Annotated in this window: 15 protein-coding genes; all 15 read left to right on the forward strand. The window is 47.1% G+C overall.

Annotated features, from left to right (window positions below; genetic code table 11):
• The first annotated feature begins 2 nt into the window (after positions 1-2).
• Complete coding sequence (locus JFU47_RS26020; RefSeq protein ID WP_201186680.1) at positions 3-1,088, forward strand: DegT/DnrJ/EryC1/StrS family aminotransferase; 1,086 nt, start codon at positions 3-5, stop codon at positions 1,086-1,088.
• Positions 1,085-2,365, forward strand: a complete 1,281-nt coding sequence (locus JFU47_RS26025; protein ID WP_201186682.1) for a lipopolysaccharide biosynthesis protein — start codon at positions 1,085-1,087, stop codon at positions 2,363-2,365. The genes JFU47_RS26020 and JFU47_RS26025 overlap by 4 nt, the downstream gene beginning before the upstream one ends.
• 75 nt (positions 2,366-2,440) lie before the next feature.
• Positions 2,441-3,775: a hypothetical protein gene (locus JFU47_RS26030; protein ID WP_201186684.1), complete on the forward strand. Its 1,335-nt coding sequence runs from the start codon at positions 2,441-2,443 to the stop codon at positions 3,773-3,775.
• Between the two features lie 60 nt (positions 3,776-3,835).
• On the forward strand, positions 3,836-5,020 hold the full coding sequence (locus tag JFU47_RS26035; RefSeq protein ID WP_201186686.1) for a glycosyltransferase family 4 protein: 1,185 nt from the start codon (positions 3,836-3,838) through the stop codon (positions 5,018-5,020).
• An 11-nt stretch (positions 5,021-5,031) separates the two neighbouring features.
• Positions 5,032-6,087, forward strand: a complete 1,056-nt coding sequence (locus tag JFU47_RS26040; protein ID WP_201186688.1) for an acyltransferase family protein — start codon at positions 5,032-5,034, stop codon at positions 6,085-6,087.
• A gap of 20 nt (positions 6,088-6,107) precedes the next feature.
• Positions 6,108-7,244, forward strand: a complete 1,137-nt coding sequence (locus tag JFU47_RS26045; RefSeq protein WP_201186695.1) for an N-acetyl sugar amidotransferase — start codon at positions 6,108-6,110, stop codon at positions 7,242-7,244.
• Complete coding sequence (gene hisH / locus JFU47_RS26050) at positions 7,241-7,855, forward strand: imidazole glycerol phosphate synthase subunit HisH (RefSeq protein WP_201186697.1); 615 nt, start codon at positions 7,241-7,243, stop codon at positions 7,853-7,855. Before JFU47_RS26045 ends, hisH begins: the two co-directional genes overlap by 4 nt.
• A gap of 1 nt (position 7,856) precedes the next feature.
• Entirely contained in the window at positions 7,857-8,639 is a 783-nt protein-coding gene (locus JFU47_RS26055; protein WP_201186699.1) for an AglZ/HisF2 family acetamidino modification protein, read from the forward strand.
• 32 nt (positions 8,640-8,671) lie between these two features.
• Positions 8,672-9,706: a polysaccharide biosynthesis protein gene (locus tag JFU47_RS26060; RefSeq protein ID WP_201186701.1), complete on the forward strand. Its 1,035-nt coding sequence runs from the start codon at positions 8,672-8,674 to the stop codon at positions 9,704-9,706.
• A 3-nt stretch (positions 9,707-9,709) separates the two neighbouring features.
• The gene (gene wbjC / locus JFU47_RS26065; protein WP_201186703.1) at positions 9,710-10,828 is read left to right on the forward strand and encodes a UDP-2-acetamido-2,6-beta-L-arabino-hexul-4-ose reductase; all 1,119 of its coding nucleotides are present in this window, start codon (positions 9,710-9,712) and stop codon (positions 10,826-10,828) included.
• Between the two features lie 23 nt (positions 10,829-10,851).
• A complete protein-coding gene (gene wecB, locus JFU47_RS26070) occupies positions 10,852-11,982 on the forward strand; it encodes a non-hydrolyzing UDP-N-acetylglucosamine 2-epimerase (RefSeq protein WP_129442444.1) in 1,131 nt (376 codons plus the stop codon).
• Between the two features lie 14 nt (positions 11,983-11,996).
• Positions 11,997-13,250 (forward strand): glycosyltransferase family 4 protein, encoded by a 1,254-nt coding sequence (locus JFU47_RS26075; RefSeq protein ID WP_201186705.1) that lies wholly within the window; start codon positions 11,997-11,999, stop codon positions 13,248-13,250.
• Positions 13,250-14,212, forward strand: a complete 963-nt coding sequence (locus tag JFU47_RS26080; protein ID WP_201186707.1) for a UDP-glucose 4-epimerase family protein — start codon at positions 13,250-13,252, stop codon at positions 14,210-14,212. Before JFU47_RS26075 ends, JFU47_RS26080 begins: the two co-directional genes overlap by 1 nt.
• Before the next feature lie 2 nt (positions 14,213-14,214).
• Positions 14,215-15,240: an MraY family glycosyltransferase gene (locus tag JFU47_RS26085; protein WP_201186709.1), complete on the forward strand. Its 1,026-nt coding sequence runs from the start codon at positions 14,215-14,217 to the stop codon at positions 15,238-15,240.
• Positions 15,241-15,341: 101 nt separating this feature from the next.
• The gene (locus JFU47_RS26090) at positions 15,342-17,336 is read left to right on the forward strand and encodes a polysaccharide biosynthesis protein (RefSeq protein WP_201187340.1); all 1,995 of its coding nucleotides are present in this window, start codon (positions 15,342-15,344) and stop codon (positions 17,334-17,336) included.
• Positions 17,337-17,477 lie beyond the last annotated feature (141 nt).

A 17,477-nucleotide genomic window follows, 5' to 3' on the forward strand; every position in this document is an offset into this window, starting at 1 on the left:
CAATGATTGAGTTTATTGATCTAAAAAAACAACAGTTCCGAATTAAAGATAAACTTGATGCTGCCATCCAGCGAGTTTTAGCCCACGGCCAGTACATATTAGGCCCTGAAGTGACAGAGCTAGAGGCCCGGCTTGCAAAGTATGTGGGTGCAAAACATTGCATCACTTGTGCGAACGGAACAGATGCACTACAAATTGCCCTGATGGCCTTGAACATCGGCCCGGGAGATGAAGTCATCACCCCTGGTTTCAGCTATATTGCAACCGCTGAGGCCGCCGCGGTGCTCGGTGCTACGCCGGTATATGTTGATGTCGACCCTCTAACCTACAATCTTGATCCGACATTACTAGAATCTAAAATAACCGCAAAAACGAAAGCTATTATACCTGTCTCCCTGTATGGACAGTGTGCAGACTTTGATGCAATAAACCTGATTGCAAAAAAGTATGATATCCCCGTGATTGAAGATGCCGCTCAAAGTTTTGGTGCGTCATATAAAGGCAAAAAGTCATGTAATTTAAGCACAATTGCATGTACTAGTTTTTTTCCAAGTAAACCTCTCGGTTGTTATGGAGACGGTGGTGCCATGTTTACAGACAACGACGATCTGGCCGTGGTGTTGCGACAGATTGCGCGGCATGGGCAAGATAGAAGATATCACCATGTTCGTGTTGGTGTGAATAGTAGGATTGACACTTTGCAAGCTGCGATTCTTTTACAAAAACTTGATATATTTGAAGATGAAGTAACGCAGCGACAAGTCGTGGCTCAGAAGTATAACGCGTTGCTCAATGGCGCAGGAATATCGACTACTCCATTTGTGGCTGAAGAGTCAGTAAGTGTATATGCACAATATACCATTAGGGTCGATAGCCGGGACAAAGTGCAAAGTATACTTCGGGGTGCAAATATACCCTCTGTGGTGCACTATCCGATACCTCTAAACAAACAGCCAGCGGTAGCGGATCCTGAAGCAGTATTGCAGATTGGTGACAGGATAGCAGGTGAGGTGTTGAGCCTGCCCATGCATCCTTACTTGAGCGACATTGATCAACAGCATATTGTAGCAACGCTGCGGGGCGTATGACTTTGATCCGCAAACTCATACCCGAAAACAGTTTCGCCAGAAACGCTATAACTCTTATGACTGGCACTAGCATAGCCCAGGCGATACCAATAGCGATCAGTCCGATTCTGACGAGATTGTATACTCCCGAACAGTTCGGTGTTTTTGGGTTGTACCTCGCGCTGACCTCGATAGTGTCAGTCGTTGTAACGGGGCGATACGAACTCGCTATAATGCTGCCCAAAAAAGACAGTGAAGCAGCGCAAATTGTAGCTCTATCAGTTGTTCTGAGTTTTCTAATAAGCTCGATAATACTGTTGTGTGTAGTTTTTTTTAATAATGAAATTACTCATTTGCTGGGGGCGCCAGAATTATCTGTATGGCTATATTTGTTGCCCCTAAGCACACTCTTGGGTGGTGTATACCCTAGTCTCAATTACTGGTGTAATAGAAAGAGAAACTATAAAAGGCTGGCGTTGAGTCGGATAGTGCAAACCAGCGCCACCTCTTCGATTCAGTTGGGAGTTGCGGGAGTTGGCCCGTCAGTAGGATTAATTGGCGGGCAGATTCTGGGACAAGGATTCGCGACGGTTGTGCTCGGTCGTATAGTTGTAAAAGAAGACGCAGAGCTTCTCAGAAGTGTCACTAAGCTTCGAATAATGGCTGTAGCCAGGAAATATATTAAGTTTCCAAAGTATATGGTGGCTGGTCAGCTAGCCAGTGAAGTATCTGTCCAGATTCTTCTGTTGCTTTTAGGTATGTTTTTTGGGCCAGCTATCGCCGGTTTTTATTCGTTGGCGCAGCGAGTATTGGCGGCACCCATTTCTTTGGTCGCAGCAGCTATTGGTGATGTTTATAGACAAGAGGCAGCCTTTACATATAAGAAAACTGGTAATTGCAAAGATCTGTTTCTTCGAACCGCACTGAAGTTGTTTATATTTGCATTTATTCCTGCTCTCCCGGTTTTCTTTTTTGGACCTTGGCTGTTTGCACTGTTTTTCGGTGAGGAATGGCGCACGGCTGGAGAGATGGCATCTGTTATATCCATCATGGTTTTCTTTCAAACAGTATCTACTCCCCTTAGTCAAACAGTGTTGTTTGCTGGAATGCAATCTACAGATTTGATCTGGCAACTCTCTAGGTTGGGATTGTCATTGCTGTCATTTTATATAGCTTACACCATGTTTAATAACTACCAGATTGCAATAGTCATGCATGTGGTCTTGTTCTCTGTTTTATACCTTACTCATACTGTGCTTCAGTATAGGGCGGCTTCAGGAAAAGTTAGTAACAAGTGAGTTTTCGTCCGGTCACAGAAGCTCCGTCCGAATGCAAAGATACACCCTTGGCTAAATCCAAAAGGAGGCTGTTTGTTGAGTTCATTATCTTTGCTTTCACTGTTTAAAGCCAGGCTGGTTCTTTTGGCGTGCACGCTTCTATACGCCTATTCTATTTACATTGCACATGCGGAATATTTGAGCAATGTTCAGTTCATGTGGGGGTTCGAAGTTCCATCAGTCGACATCTACAGAGTATTGGTAGCTATTATATTTCTTGCTGTTCCGTCCTGTCTTCTTCCATCCTCCATTAGCAAACCTTCATCATTGTTTGTATTCGTTACTTTTCTGTTTGTATATGTGCCAAGTATTGTAATCACAATCGGGAACTACACAGATAGTTTGGATACTTATGGTTCTTTGTTGATGGCGTTCTGTGCCGGGTTTTCCATTGTCTGTCTGAGCTCTAATGTTTTTGGGTCGGATGAAAGTCCAAGCAGGGTTGTTCCTAGCTTTTATCTCGGGCTTGGAATGCTAATGGTTTGGCTTGTGTTTTGTGCGGTGTTACTAAATACCTATTTGCCGATGATGAACTTTGTCGGGCTTGATGATATTTATCAGCAGCGAGAGTTGGGTGCCGCAACCTCTTTGTTTATGGGGTATGTTCAAGTCTATTTTGCATACATGATCAGTCCGTTCTTGCTGTCTTACGGGCTGCTCAAAAAGAATGTTTTATACATGATTGTTGCGGTGATTGGATTTTTGATTATGTTCATGATTACGGCTGAGCGCACTGTGATGCTTTTGCCGTTTGTTATTGTGATAGTTTACATGGTTTGTGCCAAAGGTCTAAATGGTTACAAGCATGTTGGCATGTTTGTGATCTTTTCGTCTTTGTTGAATTTTATTATTTCCTTTTTTTATCTCGATAGTGATGTGGTCGACAAGCTCGGTTTTTATTTTCTAACGCGAACGATGGCGTTGCCCGGCATTTTATTTTCCCAGTATTACGATTTGTTTTCAAAGTTTGGCTTCACTTACTGGAGTCATGTAACAGGCTTGGGAACTTTGGTGGGCGTACCTGATGCATATGCTGATGATGCAAAATGGCCCATGCTTGGAAAAATAGTAGCCGAGCGGGTCATAGGCGTGGAAAGTAATTCTAACGCAAGTTTGTTTGCTACTGACGGTGCTGCGGCCTTTGGTGCCGTGGGTGTATTTGTCATATGCGTTGTTTTTTCTCTGTGGTTGATAGTGCTTGATTCGGTTGGAAATCGATGGAACAGAGCATTTGTGATTTCGGCGCTGTTTCCTGTGTCTTACGCCCTGACAAATGGTTCGTTTTTCACTATTCTCTCCTCATTTGGAGGGTTGTTATGGGTAGTGTTACTATTGGCGGCCTCCCGGAAAAATAAATTTCAGCAGACTTGAGATTATCCTTTGGTCTGCGTATGGATAAATTAAGAATTTAAAAAGGTTTGGCGGGTGCAGATGAAAATTTTAATGCTGTGCGACTTTTTTAACGAAACGTTAGAATATCAAGAAAATCTACTGGTTAAATACTACGTTAAACACGGTCACGATGTAGTTGTAATCGCTTCGACATTTGAGTCGGTATTTGATTATTACGCAGATAGGCACGATAAAACATTGCCAGCACGTGTATACGTGAACGAAGGGGCGAAAATTATAAAGTTGCCCTATAAGTTTAATATTCTCAACAAGTTGCGCAGATATACTGACATTGCCGGAATTCTAGAGGAAGAAGCCCCCGATTTGATTTTCGTGCACGACATAATGCTTAATTTTCCAGAGGTAATTAAGTACAAGAAACGTAATCCAAATGTGGTTGTCATTATGGACTATCATGCGGATTATAGTAATTCTGGGAAAAACTGGTTATCACTGAAGATTTTACATGGTGTTATTCGTAAGTGGTACCTGGACAGGGCTCGTAAGCACCTCAGTAAGATTTTCCCTATTGTTCCCGCTAGTGCGACATTTCTCAATGAGGTGTATGGCGTTGAATATTCCGAGATGGAGATCCTCCCTCTTGGTGCTGATACGGACCGTGGAAGACTATTAAAAGAACGTTCTGTCGGGTCAACGCTGCGCAAACAACTTGGAGTTCCCGAAGATCATTTCGTTATTTTCAGCGGCGGTAAATTGAGCCCCGCTAAACGTACCGAAATCCTGATCCAGGCGTTTATTAATATCTCCTCCCCCAAGGTCAGCCTGGTGATTGTCGGAGAAGCAAGCGAAGCAGACGCTGCCTACAAAGCTAAGCTTGTATCTCTAGCCAGTGTATCAAATAATATACATTTCACTGGGTGGTTGAATAATGATCAAGTATACGGCTATTTAGACATGGCCGATCTTGCTGTTTTTCCTGCAAGCCAGTCCATTATTTGGCAGCAAGCCATTAGCATGGGGCTGCCTATTATAGTTGGTGATTCAGGGCATCAGGATATATCCTACTTAAACCTTAAGGATAATATTATGATTTTTCAGAAAGATGATATTACAGTTGAGAAGTTTCAGTTGGCGATCGTTAAGCTATTAAATGATCCTTTACTGTACGAGAGGATGCGCGACGGGGCGAAATTTGTGACTGATACCCAGTTAAACTGGGATGTTCTTATAGAAAAAACCACTCGCTTCAATAAAGTGGTCTAGGGTATGGAACAATGAGTGTATTCAACTCTCCGACTAAGCTGTTGACCATTAATAATCTTGACTTGATTCGGCTTGTTGCTGCATTTCAAGTGGCTTTGAAACATGCGCTGATTCATTTGGAAGTTGATGATTATTATATCGAGCTTGTCAGCGTGTTTCCTGGGGTGCCAATTTTCTTTTTGCTCAGCGGTTTTCTGATTTACCGTTCTTACGCAAACTCTGGCTCCATGCGTGCTTTTTTTGCAAATAGATTGTTAAGAATATACCCGGCGCTAGTGGTTTGCTTTATGTTTAGTGTCATGATGTTGATTTGGCTAGGGTATCTGCCTTTGTCAACATTGATTACTAAGGATTTTGTAATATGGGCAATTGCGCAGTTAACATTGTTTCAGTTTTATAATCCGGATTTTTTACGCGGGTTCGGTGTGGGCGTAGTAAATGGCAGCCTTTGGACTATATCTCTGGAGATGCAGTTCTACTTTTTGACGCCTCTGTTGTTCTATGTCGTGCGCAAGTCGAGATCGATGTGGGCGCTTCTGATGGCATTTTTTGTTGCTTGTCAGGTACTGCATCCATTTGTTGCATCGGACACCTTGTATTATAAGTTGCTGATGGTCAGTTTCTTTCCATGGTTCTGCATGTTCATTTTTGGGGCGTGGATGTCGACAAGGGATGACCTCGTCAAGAAAATAATCGATGCGCCACTTTGGTTGTTTGTTGTTGTATATGCAGTTGTAGATGTTGTTTGCTATTGGGCGGGTATGAGAGTTGTCGGTAACGAGATCAACATCATCTCGTTCCTTGCCCTTTCAGCACTGGTGTTTAAGTTGGCATACACCAAGCCAGAGCTGTCACGTAAAATTTTAGGTAAAAATGATATCTCCTATGGAGTCTATATCTATCACATGCCCATCGTGAACGCTTTTATCTTTTTCGGATGGATCGGAACACCCTATTTTGTACTGGCGGCAATGATGGCTACGTTTCTATTTGCCTATCTGTCATGGATTTGTATTGAAAGACCGATGCTCGGTTTGAAAAAAACCACGCTGCGACGGTTTAATTAATTCTTGAGAAGGAAAAGTTGATGGGTAAATATCAGATTTGCAAGAAATGCATCATGGACACTTCAGATCCGAATATTTCGTTTGATGATCATGGTGTGTGTGAATACTGCAATAACTTCGAAAAAAATATCCAGCCTAACTGGAATACAGGGTCAGCTGGCGAAGCCGAGTTGATGAAAATAGCGGATAAAATCAAGAAGGATGGTGTGGGTCGGGACTTTGACTGCATCATAGGTCTGAGTGGCGGTCTCGATAGTTCGTATCTGGTCTATGTCGCAAAAGAGAAGCTTGGGTTAAGGCCGCTCCTTTTTCACGTCGATGCAGGATGGAATACGGACCAGGCTGTTGGTAATATCGAAAAACTGGTCGATGGGCTGGGCCTGGATCTCTATACCGAGGTGATCAATTGGGAAGAGATGAAAAGCCTGCAGGTCGCTTTTTTGAAATCTCAGGTTCCGGATCAGGATATTCCTCAAGATACTGCTTTTTTTTCTGGCCTGTATAAGTTTGCCAAAGCTCATAAGATTAAGTATGTACTGACCGGCGGTAACTATTCTACGGAGTGTTGCAAGGAGCCTGAAGAATGGGGCGCCTATCCGGGGATCGACAAGACACTCATCAATGATATCCATGACAGCTACGGTACCCGAAAGCTCAAGAGCTTTCCTATAGTCGATGTACTCTCCTATAAAATTTATTACCGTTATGTGCTGGGGATGCAGGTTGTTCGACCACTGAACCTGGTGCCGTATATCAAGCATGAAGCTGAAGAGACGCTCGACCGTTTGTTCGGTTGGAAAAAATTTCAGCACAAACATCACGAATCAAGGTTTACCCGGTTCTACGAAGATTATTGGATGCCACGCAAGTTTGGTTATGAAAAGCGGCGAGCGCATTTTTCTAGCCTTGTTATGACAGGCCAGATGACCCGTGAAGCTGCCTTGGAGCGAATCGCGAAACCAGAACTGGATGAACAGTTCCTGACATCCGAATTTGAGTATGTTGCCCATAAACTAGACTTGACTGTGCCGGAGCTTCAGAGCATTTTCGAAGGCCCTAACAAGACTTGTCTTGACTACAAGAACAAGCGTTTCTTGATTGGAATAGGTTCTCGAGTCCTGAGTGCACTAGGTTTGGAAAGAAGACTCTTCAGATGATCACGATCATAGATTACGGCTTGGGTAATATTCAGGCCTTTGTTAATGTCTACAGACGCTTGCACATCCCTGTTTCGGTTGCCAAATGTGCGAGTGACCTCGAGGGCGCCAGCAAGCTGATCCTGCCGGGAGTAGGTGCATTTGATCACGCAATCGAGCGGCTGGACGCATCGGGAATGCGCCCAGCTCTGAACGAACTGGTTCAGCATCAAAAAATTCCGGTTTTGGGAATCTGTGTCGGCATGCAGATTCTGGCTAATAGCAGCGAAGAAGGTTCGTTACCCGGACTGGGTTGGGTTCCTGGGAGCGTGAGATCATTCAAGGCAATCCCGGAACTTTCGGCATTGGCATTGCCGCATATGGGTTGGAATGATGTTACGCCGGCGTCGGATTCTGCTCTTTTCAAGGGATTTGAAATGGAATCGCGGTTCTACTTTCTTCACTCGTTTTTTTTCGAGTGTTTAAATGCCGAGCATATAGCCGCAACCTCTACATACGGGCTGGATTTCAGTTGTGCTGTTCGAGCTGGCAATGTGTATGGCGTGCAGTTTCATCCTGAGAAAAGCCACCACTTCGGCGTTGGTCTACTGAAAAATTTCGCGGAACTATGAAATGTTAAGACCTCGAATAATTCCATGCCTTCTGATCCAGGATGGTGGGCTGGTTAAAACAGTAAGGTTTAAGGATCCCAAGTATGTTGGCGATCCGATAAATGCGGTAAAAATATTCAATGAAAAAGAAGCTGATGAGCTGATTGTCATTGATATTGATGCAACTGTTAATAACGTTGAGCCTAACTATCAGCAAATTGCCAAGCTTGCAGCCGAGTGTCGGATGCCATTGTGCTATGGCGGCGGCATTCGTACGGCTGAGCAAGCCAAGCGAATTATCGCTTTAGGTGTTGAAAAAGTAGCGATCAGCTCTGCGGCGCTGGAGAATCCGGGATTAATCACACAAATTGCGGAAGAGATCGGTAGTCAAAGCGTTGTTGTCGTCCTTGACCACAAGTCACGGTTGCTTAGTAAGTCCAGTGATGTATGGACGCACAATGGCACTCGAAATACAAAGCGTAGTGTATTGGACGTGGCGCTCGAGGTTGAAAAACTGGGAGCGGGCGAGATCGTGATCAACTCGATCGACAACGACGGCCGTATGAAGGGCTACGACATAGACCTTGCCCTTAAACTACGTGAGGCGGTTCACATTCCAATCACCGTCCTGGGTGGTGGCGGGTCGCTTGAGGATATGCGCAGCGTAGTCGCCGCTTGTGGTGTTGTGGGTGTCGCAGCAGGTAGTTTTTTTGTGTTCAAAGGGAGCTATCGTGCGGTATTGATCAGCTACCCAAGTGCGCAACAGAAAGACGAATTAATTTATTCAGCTCTACGAACCCAGTAACGTAGCCTGGTTCGCGGCAAGGGTAGGTCATTATGTTTAGTGGAAAAAAACTTCTTATCTCCGGTGGCACAGGGTCCTTCGGTAACGCTGTTTTAAAGCGTTTCCTGGACACCGATATTGCTGAAATTCGTATTTTCAGTCGGGACGAAAAGAAACAGGATGACATGCGCAAGCGCTACAGCAACCCGAAGCTGAAGTTCTATATCGGTGATGTGCGTGATTACCAGAGCGTTCTAAACGCTACCCGTGGTGTTGATTATATTTTTCACGCAGCCGCACTGAAGCAGGTTCCATCTTGTGAGTTTCACCCGATGGAAGCGGTAAAAACCAATGTTATCGGTACTGATAACGTCCTGGAAGCTGCGATACAGAATGAAGTTAAGCGTGTCGTTTGCTTAAGTACCGACAAGGCTGTTTATCCCATCAATGCGATGGGTATCTCGAAAGCCATGATGGAAAAGGTGATGGTCGCCAAGTCCCGCAACGTCGATGAGACCAAAACCGTCATCTGTGGCACTCGCTACGGGAATGTCATGGCATCCCGTGGGTCTGTTATCCCGCTGTTCATCGAGCAGATTCGTGCCGGTAAATCCTTGTCAATTACAGATCCTAACATGACTCGTTTCATGATGACGTTAGCGGATGCTGTCGACTTGGTTCTGTATGCCTTTGAGCATGGTAATAACGGTGATCTCTTCGTTCAGAAGGCACCAGCAGCAACAGTGGAAACGCTCGCTCGCGCATTGACGTCGATGTTGGGACAACCCCAACATCCCATCCAGATCATTGGAACACGTCATGGCGAGAAGCTTTACGAGGCACTGTTGAGCCGCGAAGAAATGGCTTGCGCAGAAGACATGGGTGCCTACTTCCGTGTACCCCCGGATCTGCGAGATTTGAACTACAGTAAATTTGTTGAGCAAGGTGAAGAAAAGATTTCCACGATGGAAGACTATAATTCTCATAACACTGAGCGTCTTGATGTCGAGGGTATGCAGAACTTACTGCTCAAACTGGATTTTATGCGTGCGATTCAGCGCGGCGAACACGCAACTCCCGAGGAATAAGGCATGAAAGTATTGATCACCGGTGCCAACGGGTTCGTCGGTAAAAACCTTGTTGCTCATCTGAAAGAGCGAAAAGACGTCGAGGTACTGCGCTTCTGTCGTGAAGACAATATTGCCAGCCTGCATTCACTCGTATCAAAGGTGGATTTTATTTTCCACTTGGCCGGTGTCAATCGTCCTCAAAATGTTGAAGAGTTTAAAGTTGGTAATACCGATTTGACACAGGCTCTGTGTGCTGCTGTTGCAGCCACAGGTCGCAACATTCCTTTGCTTTATACATCTTCAATTCAAGCTGAGTTGAGCAACGCTTATGGCTCTAGTAAGCGAGACGCCGAAGAAGCGCTACTGAGTCTTTCAACAAACGATGGCAGTCCCGTACATATATTTCGATTACCCAATGTTTTTGGGAAATGGGCACGACCTAATTACAATTCTGCCGTTGCGACCTTTTGCCACAATATTGCGCGCGGGTTACCTATCAGCATAAATGATGCTGATGCCAGGATTTCCCTTGTTTATATCGATGACGTTATTAAAATTTTTATCGCTGTTATGGATGGCGAGCAGTCTGGTGATCCGTTCGTTGTCGTTGAACCTCTTTATTCTACGACAATAGGTGAACTTTCGGCGCAGCTTTATGAGTTTAAGGAAAGTCGTCAGTCGATGATCACGGAACGTGTGGGGACGGGTTTAGTTCGCGCGTTGTATTCTACCTATCTTAGCTATCTGCCCCCTGAAGATTTCACTTACGAAGTTCCAAAATACGGAGATGCGCGTGGCGTCTTTGTCGAGATGCTCAAAACCAAAGATTCTGGCCAGTTCTCTTATTTTACCGCTCATCCAGGTATTACCCGAGGCGGCCATTATCATCACACCAAAACAGAAAAATTCCTGGTTATCAAAGGCAAGGCTTGCTTCCGGTTCCGCCATATCGCATCAGGCGAGTTCTACGAACTGTTCACCGATGGGGACACACCGGAAATTGTTGAAACCGTACCTGGCTGGAGTCACGACATCACGAATGTTGGTGAGAATGAAATGATCGTGATGTTGTGGGCGAACGAGATTTTTGATCGTGAGCTTCCAGATACGTACACAATGCCTGTGGGCACCCAGGCCTGATCGAATTAGGAATGAGCATTGCAATGAAAAAGTTGAAAATTGTTACCGTCGTAGGCACTCGCCCTGAGATTATTCGTTTGTCACGAGTCATCGCGGCGCTGGATAAGTACTGTGAACACGTACTGGTCCACACCGGACAGAATTATGACTATGAGCTGAATGAAATATTTTTCCAGGACCTGGGGATTCGCAAACCGGATCATTTTCTCAATGCAGCGGGTAGCAGTGGCGCGGAGACGATCGGGAACGTGATCATCTCGGTGGACCGTGTGCTTGCGTCAGTTCAACCTGAAGCCCTTCTGGTGCTGGGTGATACCAATAGCTGCATGGCAGTTATCCCGGCAAAGCGACGCAAGATTCCAACGTTCCACATGGAAGCAGGTAATCGTTGTTTCGATATGCGGGTGCCCGAAGAGATCAATCGGCGGATCGTAGATCATACCGCTGACATCAATCTTACCTACAGCACCATTGCACGCGATTACCTGCTCAAGGAAGGCCTGTCTCCCGATATGGTGATCAAGACAGGGAGCCCGATGTTCGAGGTCTTGAATCATTACCGCGATGGAATCGAGGCTTCTGATGTACTGCAGCGTTTGGGTCTCGAGTCCGGTAAATTTTTTGTAGTGAGTGCACACCGCGAAGAAAATATTGACTCTGATAAAAACTTTCTAAAATTGGTTGATGTCCTTAATACTGTTGCAACCACATTTGGTTATCCGGTCATTGTTTCAACTCACCCGCGTACCCAGAAACGTGTCGATGCAATGGGTATCGTATTTCATGAGAATGTTAAGCTCCTCAAGCCTTTGGGGTTCAAGGACTACAATAAACTTCAACTCGAGTCCAAAGCGGTGCTTTCCGATAGCGGGACCATCAATGAAGAGTCTTCGATTCTCAATTTCCCTGCGTTGAATATTCGCGAAGCCCACGAGCGTCCAGAGGGTATGGAAGAGGCCGCCGTGATGATGGTGGGACTTGAGGTTGAGCGGGTCTTGCAAGGGCTGATGATTCTGGAAACGCAGGCTTCCGGTGCAGAGCGTACGTTGCGCCTAGTAGCAGATTACAGCATGCCCAATGTTTCTGAAAAAGTGGCCAGAATCGTACACAGCTATACTGATTATGTTAACCGAGTCGTCTGGAAGCGTTACTAATTCGAGTTGTGATCATGCCTGAAAGTAAATTGAGGATCCTGGTGGTCACGCAATATTTTTGGCCAGAAAATATGCGTATCAACGATTTAGTCCGCGACTTTACCGAGAAAGGACACTCGGTTACTGTGTTGACTGGTTTACCTAATTACCCCGAAGGGAAGGTGTTCGAAGAATATAAAGCGTCGCCGGACCGCTTTAATGAATACTTTGGTGCCAAGGTGGTAAGAGTACCGATGCTTGCGCGCGGTAAACGCAGTATTAATTTGGTTTTGAATTATTTCAGTTTCTTCACAAGTGCCTCTACGATTGGCGCTTACAAACTGCGTGGCGAAAAATTCGACGCGGTGTTTGTCTATGCCGTTTCGCCAATAATGGCTGCCATTCCTGCATTGGTGATGGGGCGGTTAAAGAAAGCACCGGTGTTTGTATGGGTACTCGATCTTTGGCCTGAGACACTAAGGGCGGTAGGAGTTCTCAAAAACCCGGCCTTACTGTCAATGGTCGGAAAAATGGTATCGTGGATTTACAATCGTACTGATTATTTACTTTTGCAGTCGCATGGTTTCTTCGAGAATGTCAAAAAATACTGTACAAAGGACATAACCCCGCAAAGATTGGTGTATTTTCCGAGCTGGGCTGAAGATGACTTTTCATCCTCAGTAACTCACCACTCTACTTTGCTGGCACGTGACGACACCGTATTTACGGTCGTATTTGCGGGCAATCTCGGTGAAGCACAAGATCTGCCGGCTGTATTGGACGCTGCAGAACAATTGCGCGATAAAGTCGCCGTTCGCTGGGTCATTGTTGGCGATGGTCGAATGAGCGAATGGATGAGTCAACAAGTTCATTCCCGGGGCCTGAATAACGTATTGCTATTGGGGCGGCATCCTTTGGAAGAGATGCCAGGATTGTTTGCAAGCGCGGATGCCTTGCTCGTTTCCCTCAAAACCAATGATGTGTTTGAAAAGACCATTCCTGGAAAAGTACAAGCCTATCTAGCATCAGGCAGGCCCCTTTTGGGAATGATTAATGGAGAGGCAGCAAGAGTAATTGGTGATTCAGGCGCCGGTTTCACTTGCGCATCCGGCGATGCCAGCGGACTCGCAAACATTACCTTGGCGCTCGCGAAGACGGACGCAGTTGAATTGAAGGCGATGGGGCAATCCGGTCGTCAGTATTATTTGAGTAACTACTCGAAACCCCTTCTTCTGGCCCGGCTTGAAGATCTTTTCCGCAACGCCACCCTACGAAAGGCGACCCGCTGATGCCGCAGACCATTTTACTGACTGGCGCGACGGGTTTCGTCGGAGGAGCCATTCTCAATCGGTTACATCACGAGAACAAACACCCTGTCGTGGTTGCTGTTCGAGACGAGTCACGAGTGCCCATTCAGGGTGTTCCGAAGGTGTGTATCAAGTCCTTCGATGGTGGCACTCGTTGGGAAGAACACTTGACCGGGTCGGACGTAGTGATTCATTCCGCGGCTCGGGTGCATGTCATGAATGATGTAGAAACCGATTCGCTGGCGGCATTCCGCAAAGTAAACGTAGAAGGGACGTTGAATCTCGCCAGACAAGCTGCCGCTGCGGGTGTACGGCGCTTCATTTTTATCAGTTCAATCAAGGTCAATGGGGAAGGGACGGTTCCTGGTACTGCTTATGCCGCAGATGATGTCCCTGCTCCCATGGACCCCTATGGTATTTCGAAGATGGAAGCCGAGCAGGGGCTTCGCGAGCTGGCGGCAGAAACTGCGATGGATGTGGTTATTATCCGACCGGTGCTGGTCTATGGGCCAGGCGTCAAAGCCAACTTCCTTAATATGATGCGCTGGTTGGATAAGGGTGTGCCCCTACCTTTTGGAGCGATCTATAACAGTCGAAGTCTGGTCGCGCTGGATAATCTGGTGGACCTGGTATTGACGTGTATTGATCATCCTGCCGCAGCGAACCAGACCTTTCTGGTGAGCGATGGTGAGGATTTGTCCACCACCGCATTGCTGAGCAAGATGGCGAAAGCGCTCAACAAACCGGCTAGATTGATACCGGTACCTAGCTGGATACTTCAGAGTGGTGCTGCTCTGTTGGGTAAAAAGGGGCTGTCTCAGCGACTGTGCGGGTCGTTGCAAGTCGATATTACTAAAACTCGTAATCTTTTAGGCTGGACGCCCCCACTAAGTGTTGATGAGGCGTTGGCGATTACTGCGATGCATTTTCGGGAACATCAATAACAATGATTTACTTGTGGCTGGTACCGGCAGTTGCCGTTCTTTCTTTTGTGTTAACTGCTTCGTTGCGACGTTATGCCTTGGCTCGAAGCATCATCGATATCCCTAATGCGCGAAGTTCTCATACGATACCAACCCCGCGCGGCGGAGGGGTGGCGATCGTGGTTACCTTTTTGGCGTCGCTTCCAGTTTTCGGTGTGTTCGAGCTGGTCCCTTGGCAGCAGTTGATCGCTTTAGGAGGTGCCGGGGCGCTGGTAGCCGTTATCGGTTTTATGGATGATCACGGTCACATCGCTGCCCGTTGGCGTTTGTTGGGTCATTTTGGCGCCGGTATATGGGCTCTGGCTTGGCTGGGTGGCTTTCCTCCCGTTACCTTGTTCGGTATCAGTCTTGAACTGCATTGGTTCGGACATTTTCTCGCTGCGATTTATCTTGTCTGGCTGCTAAATCTATACAACTTCATGGATGGAATTGATGGCATCGCGAGTGTTGAGGCATTGTGTGCTTGCCTTGGTGCTTGTTTGCTTTATGGGCTAAGTGGCGCCCCGACTCTGATCTGGGGACCGTTGATGCTAGCTGTGGCGGTAGTCGGTTTTCTGTACTGGAATTTCCCGCCTGCGCGGATATTTATGGGGGACGCCGGGAGCGGGTTTCTAGGCATTGCATTGGGGGTTCTGTCGCTCCAGGCTGCCTGGGTTTCCTCGGAGTTGTTTTGGGCCTGGGTGATTCTGTTAGGCGTATTCATAGTCGATGCAACGTTTACCTTGATACGTCGATTGCTTCGCGGCGATAAGGTTTATGAGGCTCATCGCAGCCATGCCTATCAGTTCGCTTCCCGTCGATTTGGCAAGCATTTACCTGTAACGCTGGCTGTCGGCGCCATCAATCTGTTTTGGCTGCTGCCTGTGGCGTACTCGGTAACGCAGCTCGGGCTCGATGGTGCTTGGGGGGTAGTCATCGCCTACGTTCCGCTCATTACTCTTGCTTTGAAATTCCATGCAGGCCAGCTCGAAGCCACTACGGCCACTTGATCCGGCTAGGCGCCTGATTTAGAAGGTGCCGGCTGCGAGCGAATATGTACAATGATCGAGTGATGTCAGTTTAGGAGCGGTACAAGGTGTTTGAAGCGTTTATGGATCGATTGCGTGCGCTGTTGCTGGGGCTACCGCGCCGTAAGAAACGACTGATTCAGGTGCTGGCTGACGTAGTCCTGGTATGGATGGCGCTTTGGCTCGCGTTTGTCGTGCGCCTGGGCATTGATGAGATGATCAATCCCTTCAACATACACACCTGGCTTTTTGTAAGCGCTCCTCTGGTAGCGATTCCGCTGTTCGTTCGGTTTGGTATGTATCGGGCGGTGATGCGCTATTTTGGCAATGATGCACTTATTGCCATCATCAAGGCTGTGAGTCTCTCTTCATTGATCCTTGGTGTTATTGTCTATTGGTATAGCAATCATCAGAACGTCGTGCCGCGCTCGATCATCTTCAACTACTGGTGGTTGAGTCTGGTGATGATCGGAGGGTTGCGCCTGGCGATGCGGCAGTATTTCCTCGGCGACTGGTTTTCAGCCGCTCAGCACGTGCCTTTCACTAATCGTGACGATGGTTTGCCCAGAGTTGCGGTCTACGGTGCGGGGGCGGCAGGTAACCAGCTTGTAGTTGCGCTAAGGATGGGCCGTGTCATGCGTCCGGTCGCCTTTATCGATGATGATGACAGCATTTCGAATCGGGTCATCTCAGGCTTGCAAGTTTACAAGCCCCGGCACATCGAGCAGATGATCCTCGCTACAGGTGCTCAAGAAATACTGCTTGCCATTCCTTCTTCTTCCCGTGCTCGGCGTCGCGAGATTCTTGGTTTCCTTGAAGGTTATCCATTGCACGTGCGCAGCGTGCCAGGGTTTATGGATCTGGCGAGTGGCAGGGTGAAAGTGGATGATATTCAAGAAGTCGACATCGCCGATTTGTTAGGCCGTGATGCTGTGCCTGCGCAGGAAGATTTGCTTGAGCACTGCATTGAGAATAAAGCCGTCCTGGTAACCGGCGCAGGCGGTTCCATTGGTTCAGAGTTGTGCAGGCAGATTCTTGCACAGTCGCCCACCACGCTTATTTTGTTCGACCACAGTGAATTCAATCTTTATTGTATTTTGGCAGAGCTCGAGCAGCGCATAAGCCGTGAATCGTTATCGGTAAGGCTATTGCCTATCTTGGGCTCCGTGCGTAATCAGGCCAAGTTGCTGGATGTCATGAAGACCTGGCGCATCGACACGGTGTATCACGCAGCGGCCTATAAGCATGTGCCTATGGTCGAACACAATATCGCTGAAGGCGTGTTAAATAATGTGATAGGCACACTCAACGCTGCGCAAGCCGCTTTGCAGGCAGGCGTAGCGAACTTTGTGTTGATATCTACTGATAAAGCGGTGCGCCCTACGAATGTCATGGGCAGTACCAAGCGTTTGGCCGAGTTAACGCTACAGGCGTTGAGTCGTGAAATTGCCCCCGTTCTGTTTGGAGACAAATCCAAGGTTTCGCGGGTCAATAAAACTCGTTTCACGATGGTTCGATTTGGGAATGTGCTGGGATCGTCCGGTTCGGTCATTCCGCTTTTTCACAAACAAATCAAGTCAGGTGGACCTTTAACGGTTACCCATCCGAAGATTACGCGTTATTTCATGACGATCCCTGAAGCTGCGCAGTTGGTGATTCAGGCTGGGTCGATGGGGCAGGGCGGTGACGTGTTCGTCCTGGATATGGGGGAGCCCGTTAAAATTGTCGAGCTCGCAGAAAAGATGATTCACCTCTCGGGCTTGAGCGTCCGTTCGGAGAAGAATCCGAATGGTGACATATCTATCGAGTTTACGGGATTACGCCCAGGCGAAAAGCTCTATGAAGAGTTATTGATTGGCGACAACGTAGAAGCGACCAAGCATCCCATGATCATGACTGCAAACGAAGATCATTTGTCTTGGGATGTGCTGAAGGCGAAGCTTACTGATTTGCTGGCTGCGGTTGAACAAGACGATTACTCAAAAGTGCGGCAACTGTTACGCGATACTGTTAGCGGTTATGCGCCTGATGGAGACATCGTGGACTGGATATATCAACAGCGCAAGCTTGAGCCTTAGATCTGTTTTTGCCGGTTTGAGATCTGATTCAATAGAAGCGTCCGCAATCCAAGCGGGCGTTTTTTTGAAATGTTCGCTAAAACATCATGCAGAGCCGCGACTTTTGTTCGATTGTTACAATGATAAAGGCTGAGAGCGTTA

Source organism: Pseudomonas sp. TH39(2020), assembly GCF_016650715.1.
Taxonomy (GTDB): Bacteria; Pseudomonadota; Gammaproteobacteria; order Pseudomonadales; family Pseudomonadaceae; genus Aquipseudomonas; species Aquipseudomonas mandelii_C.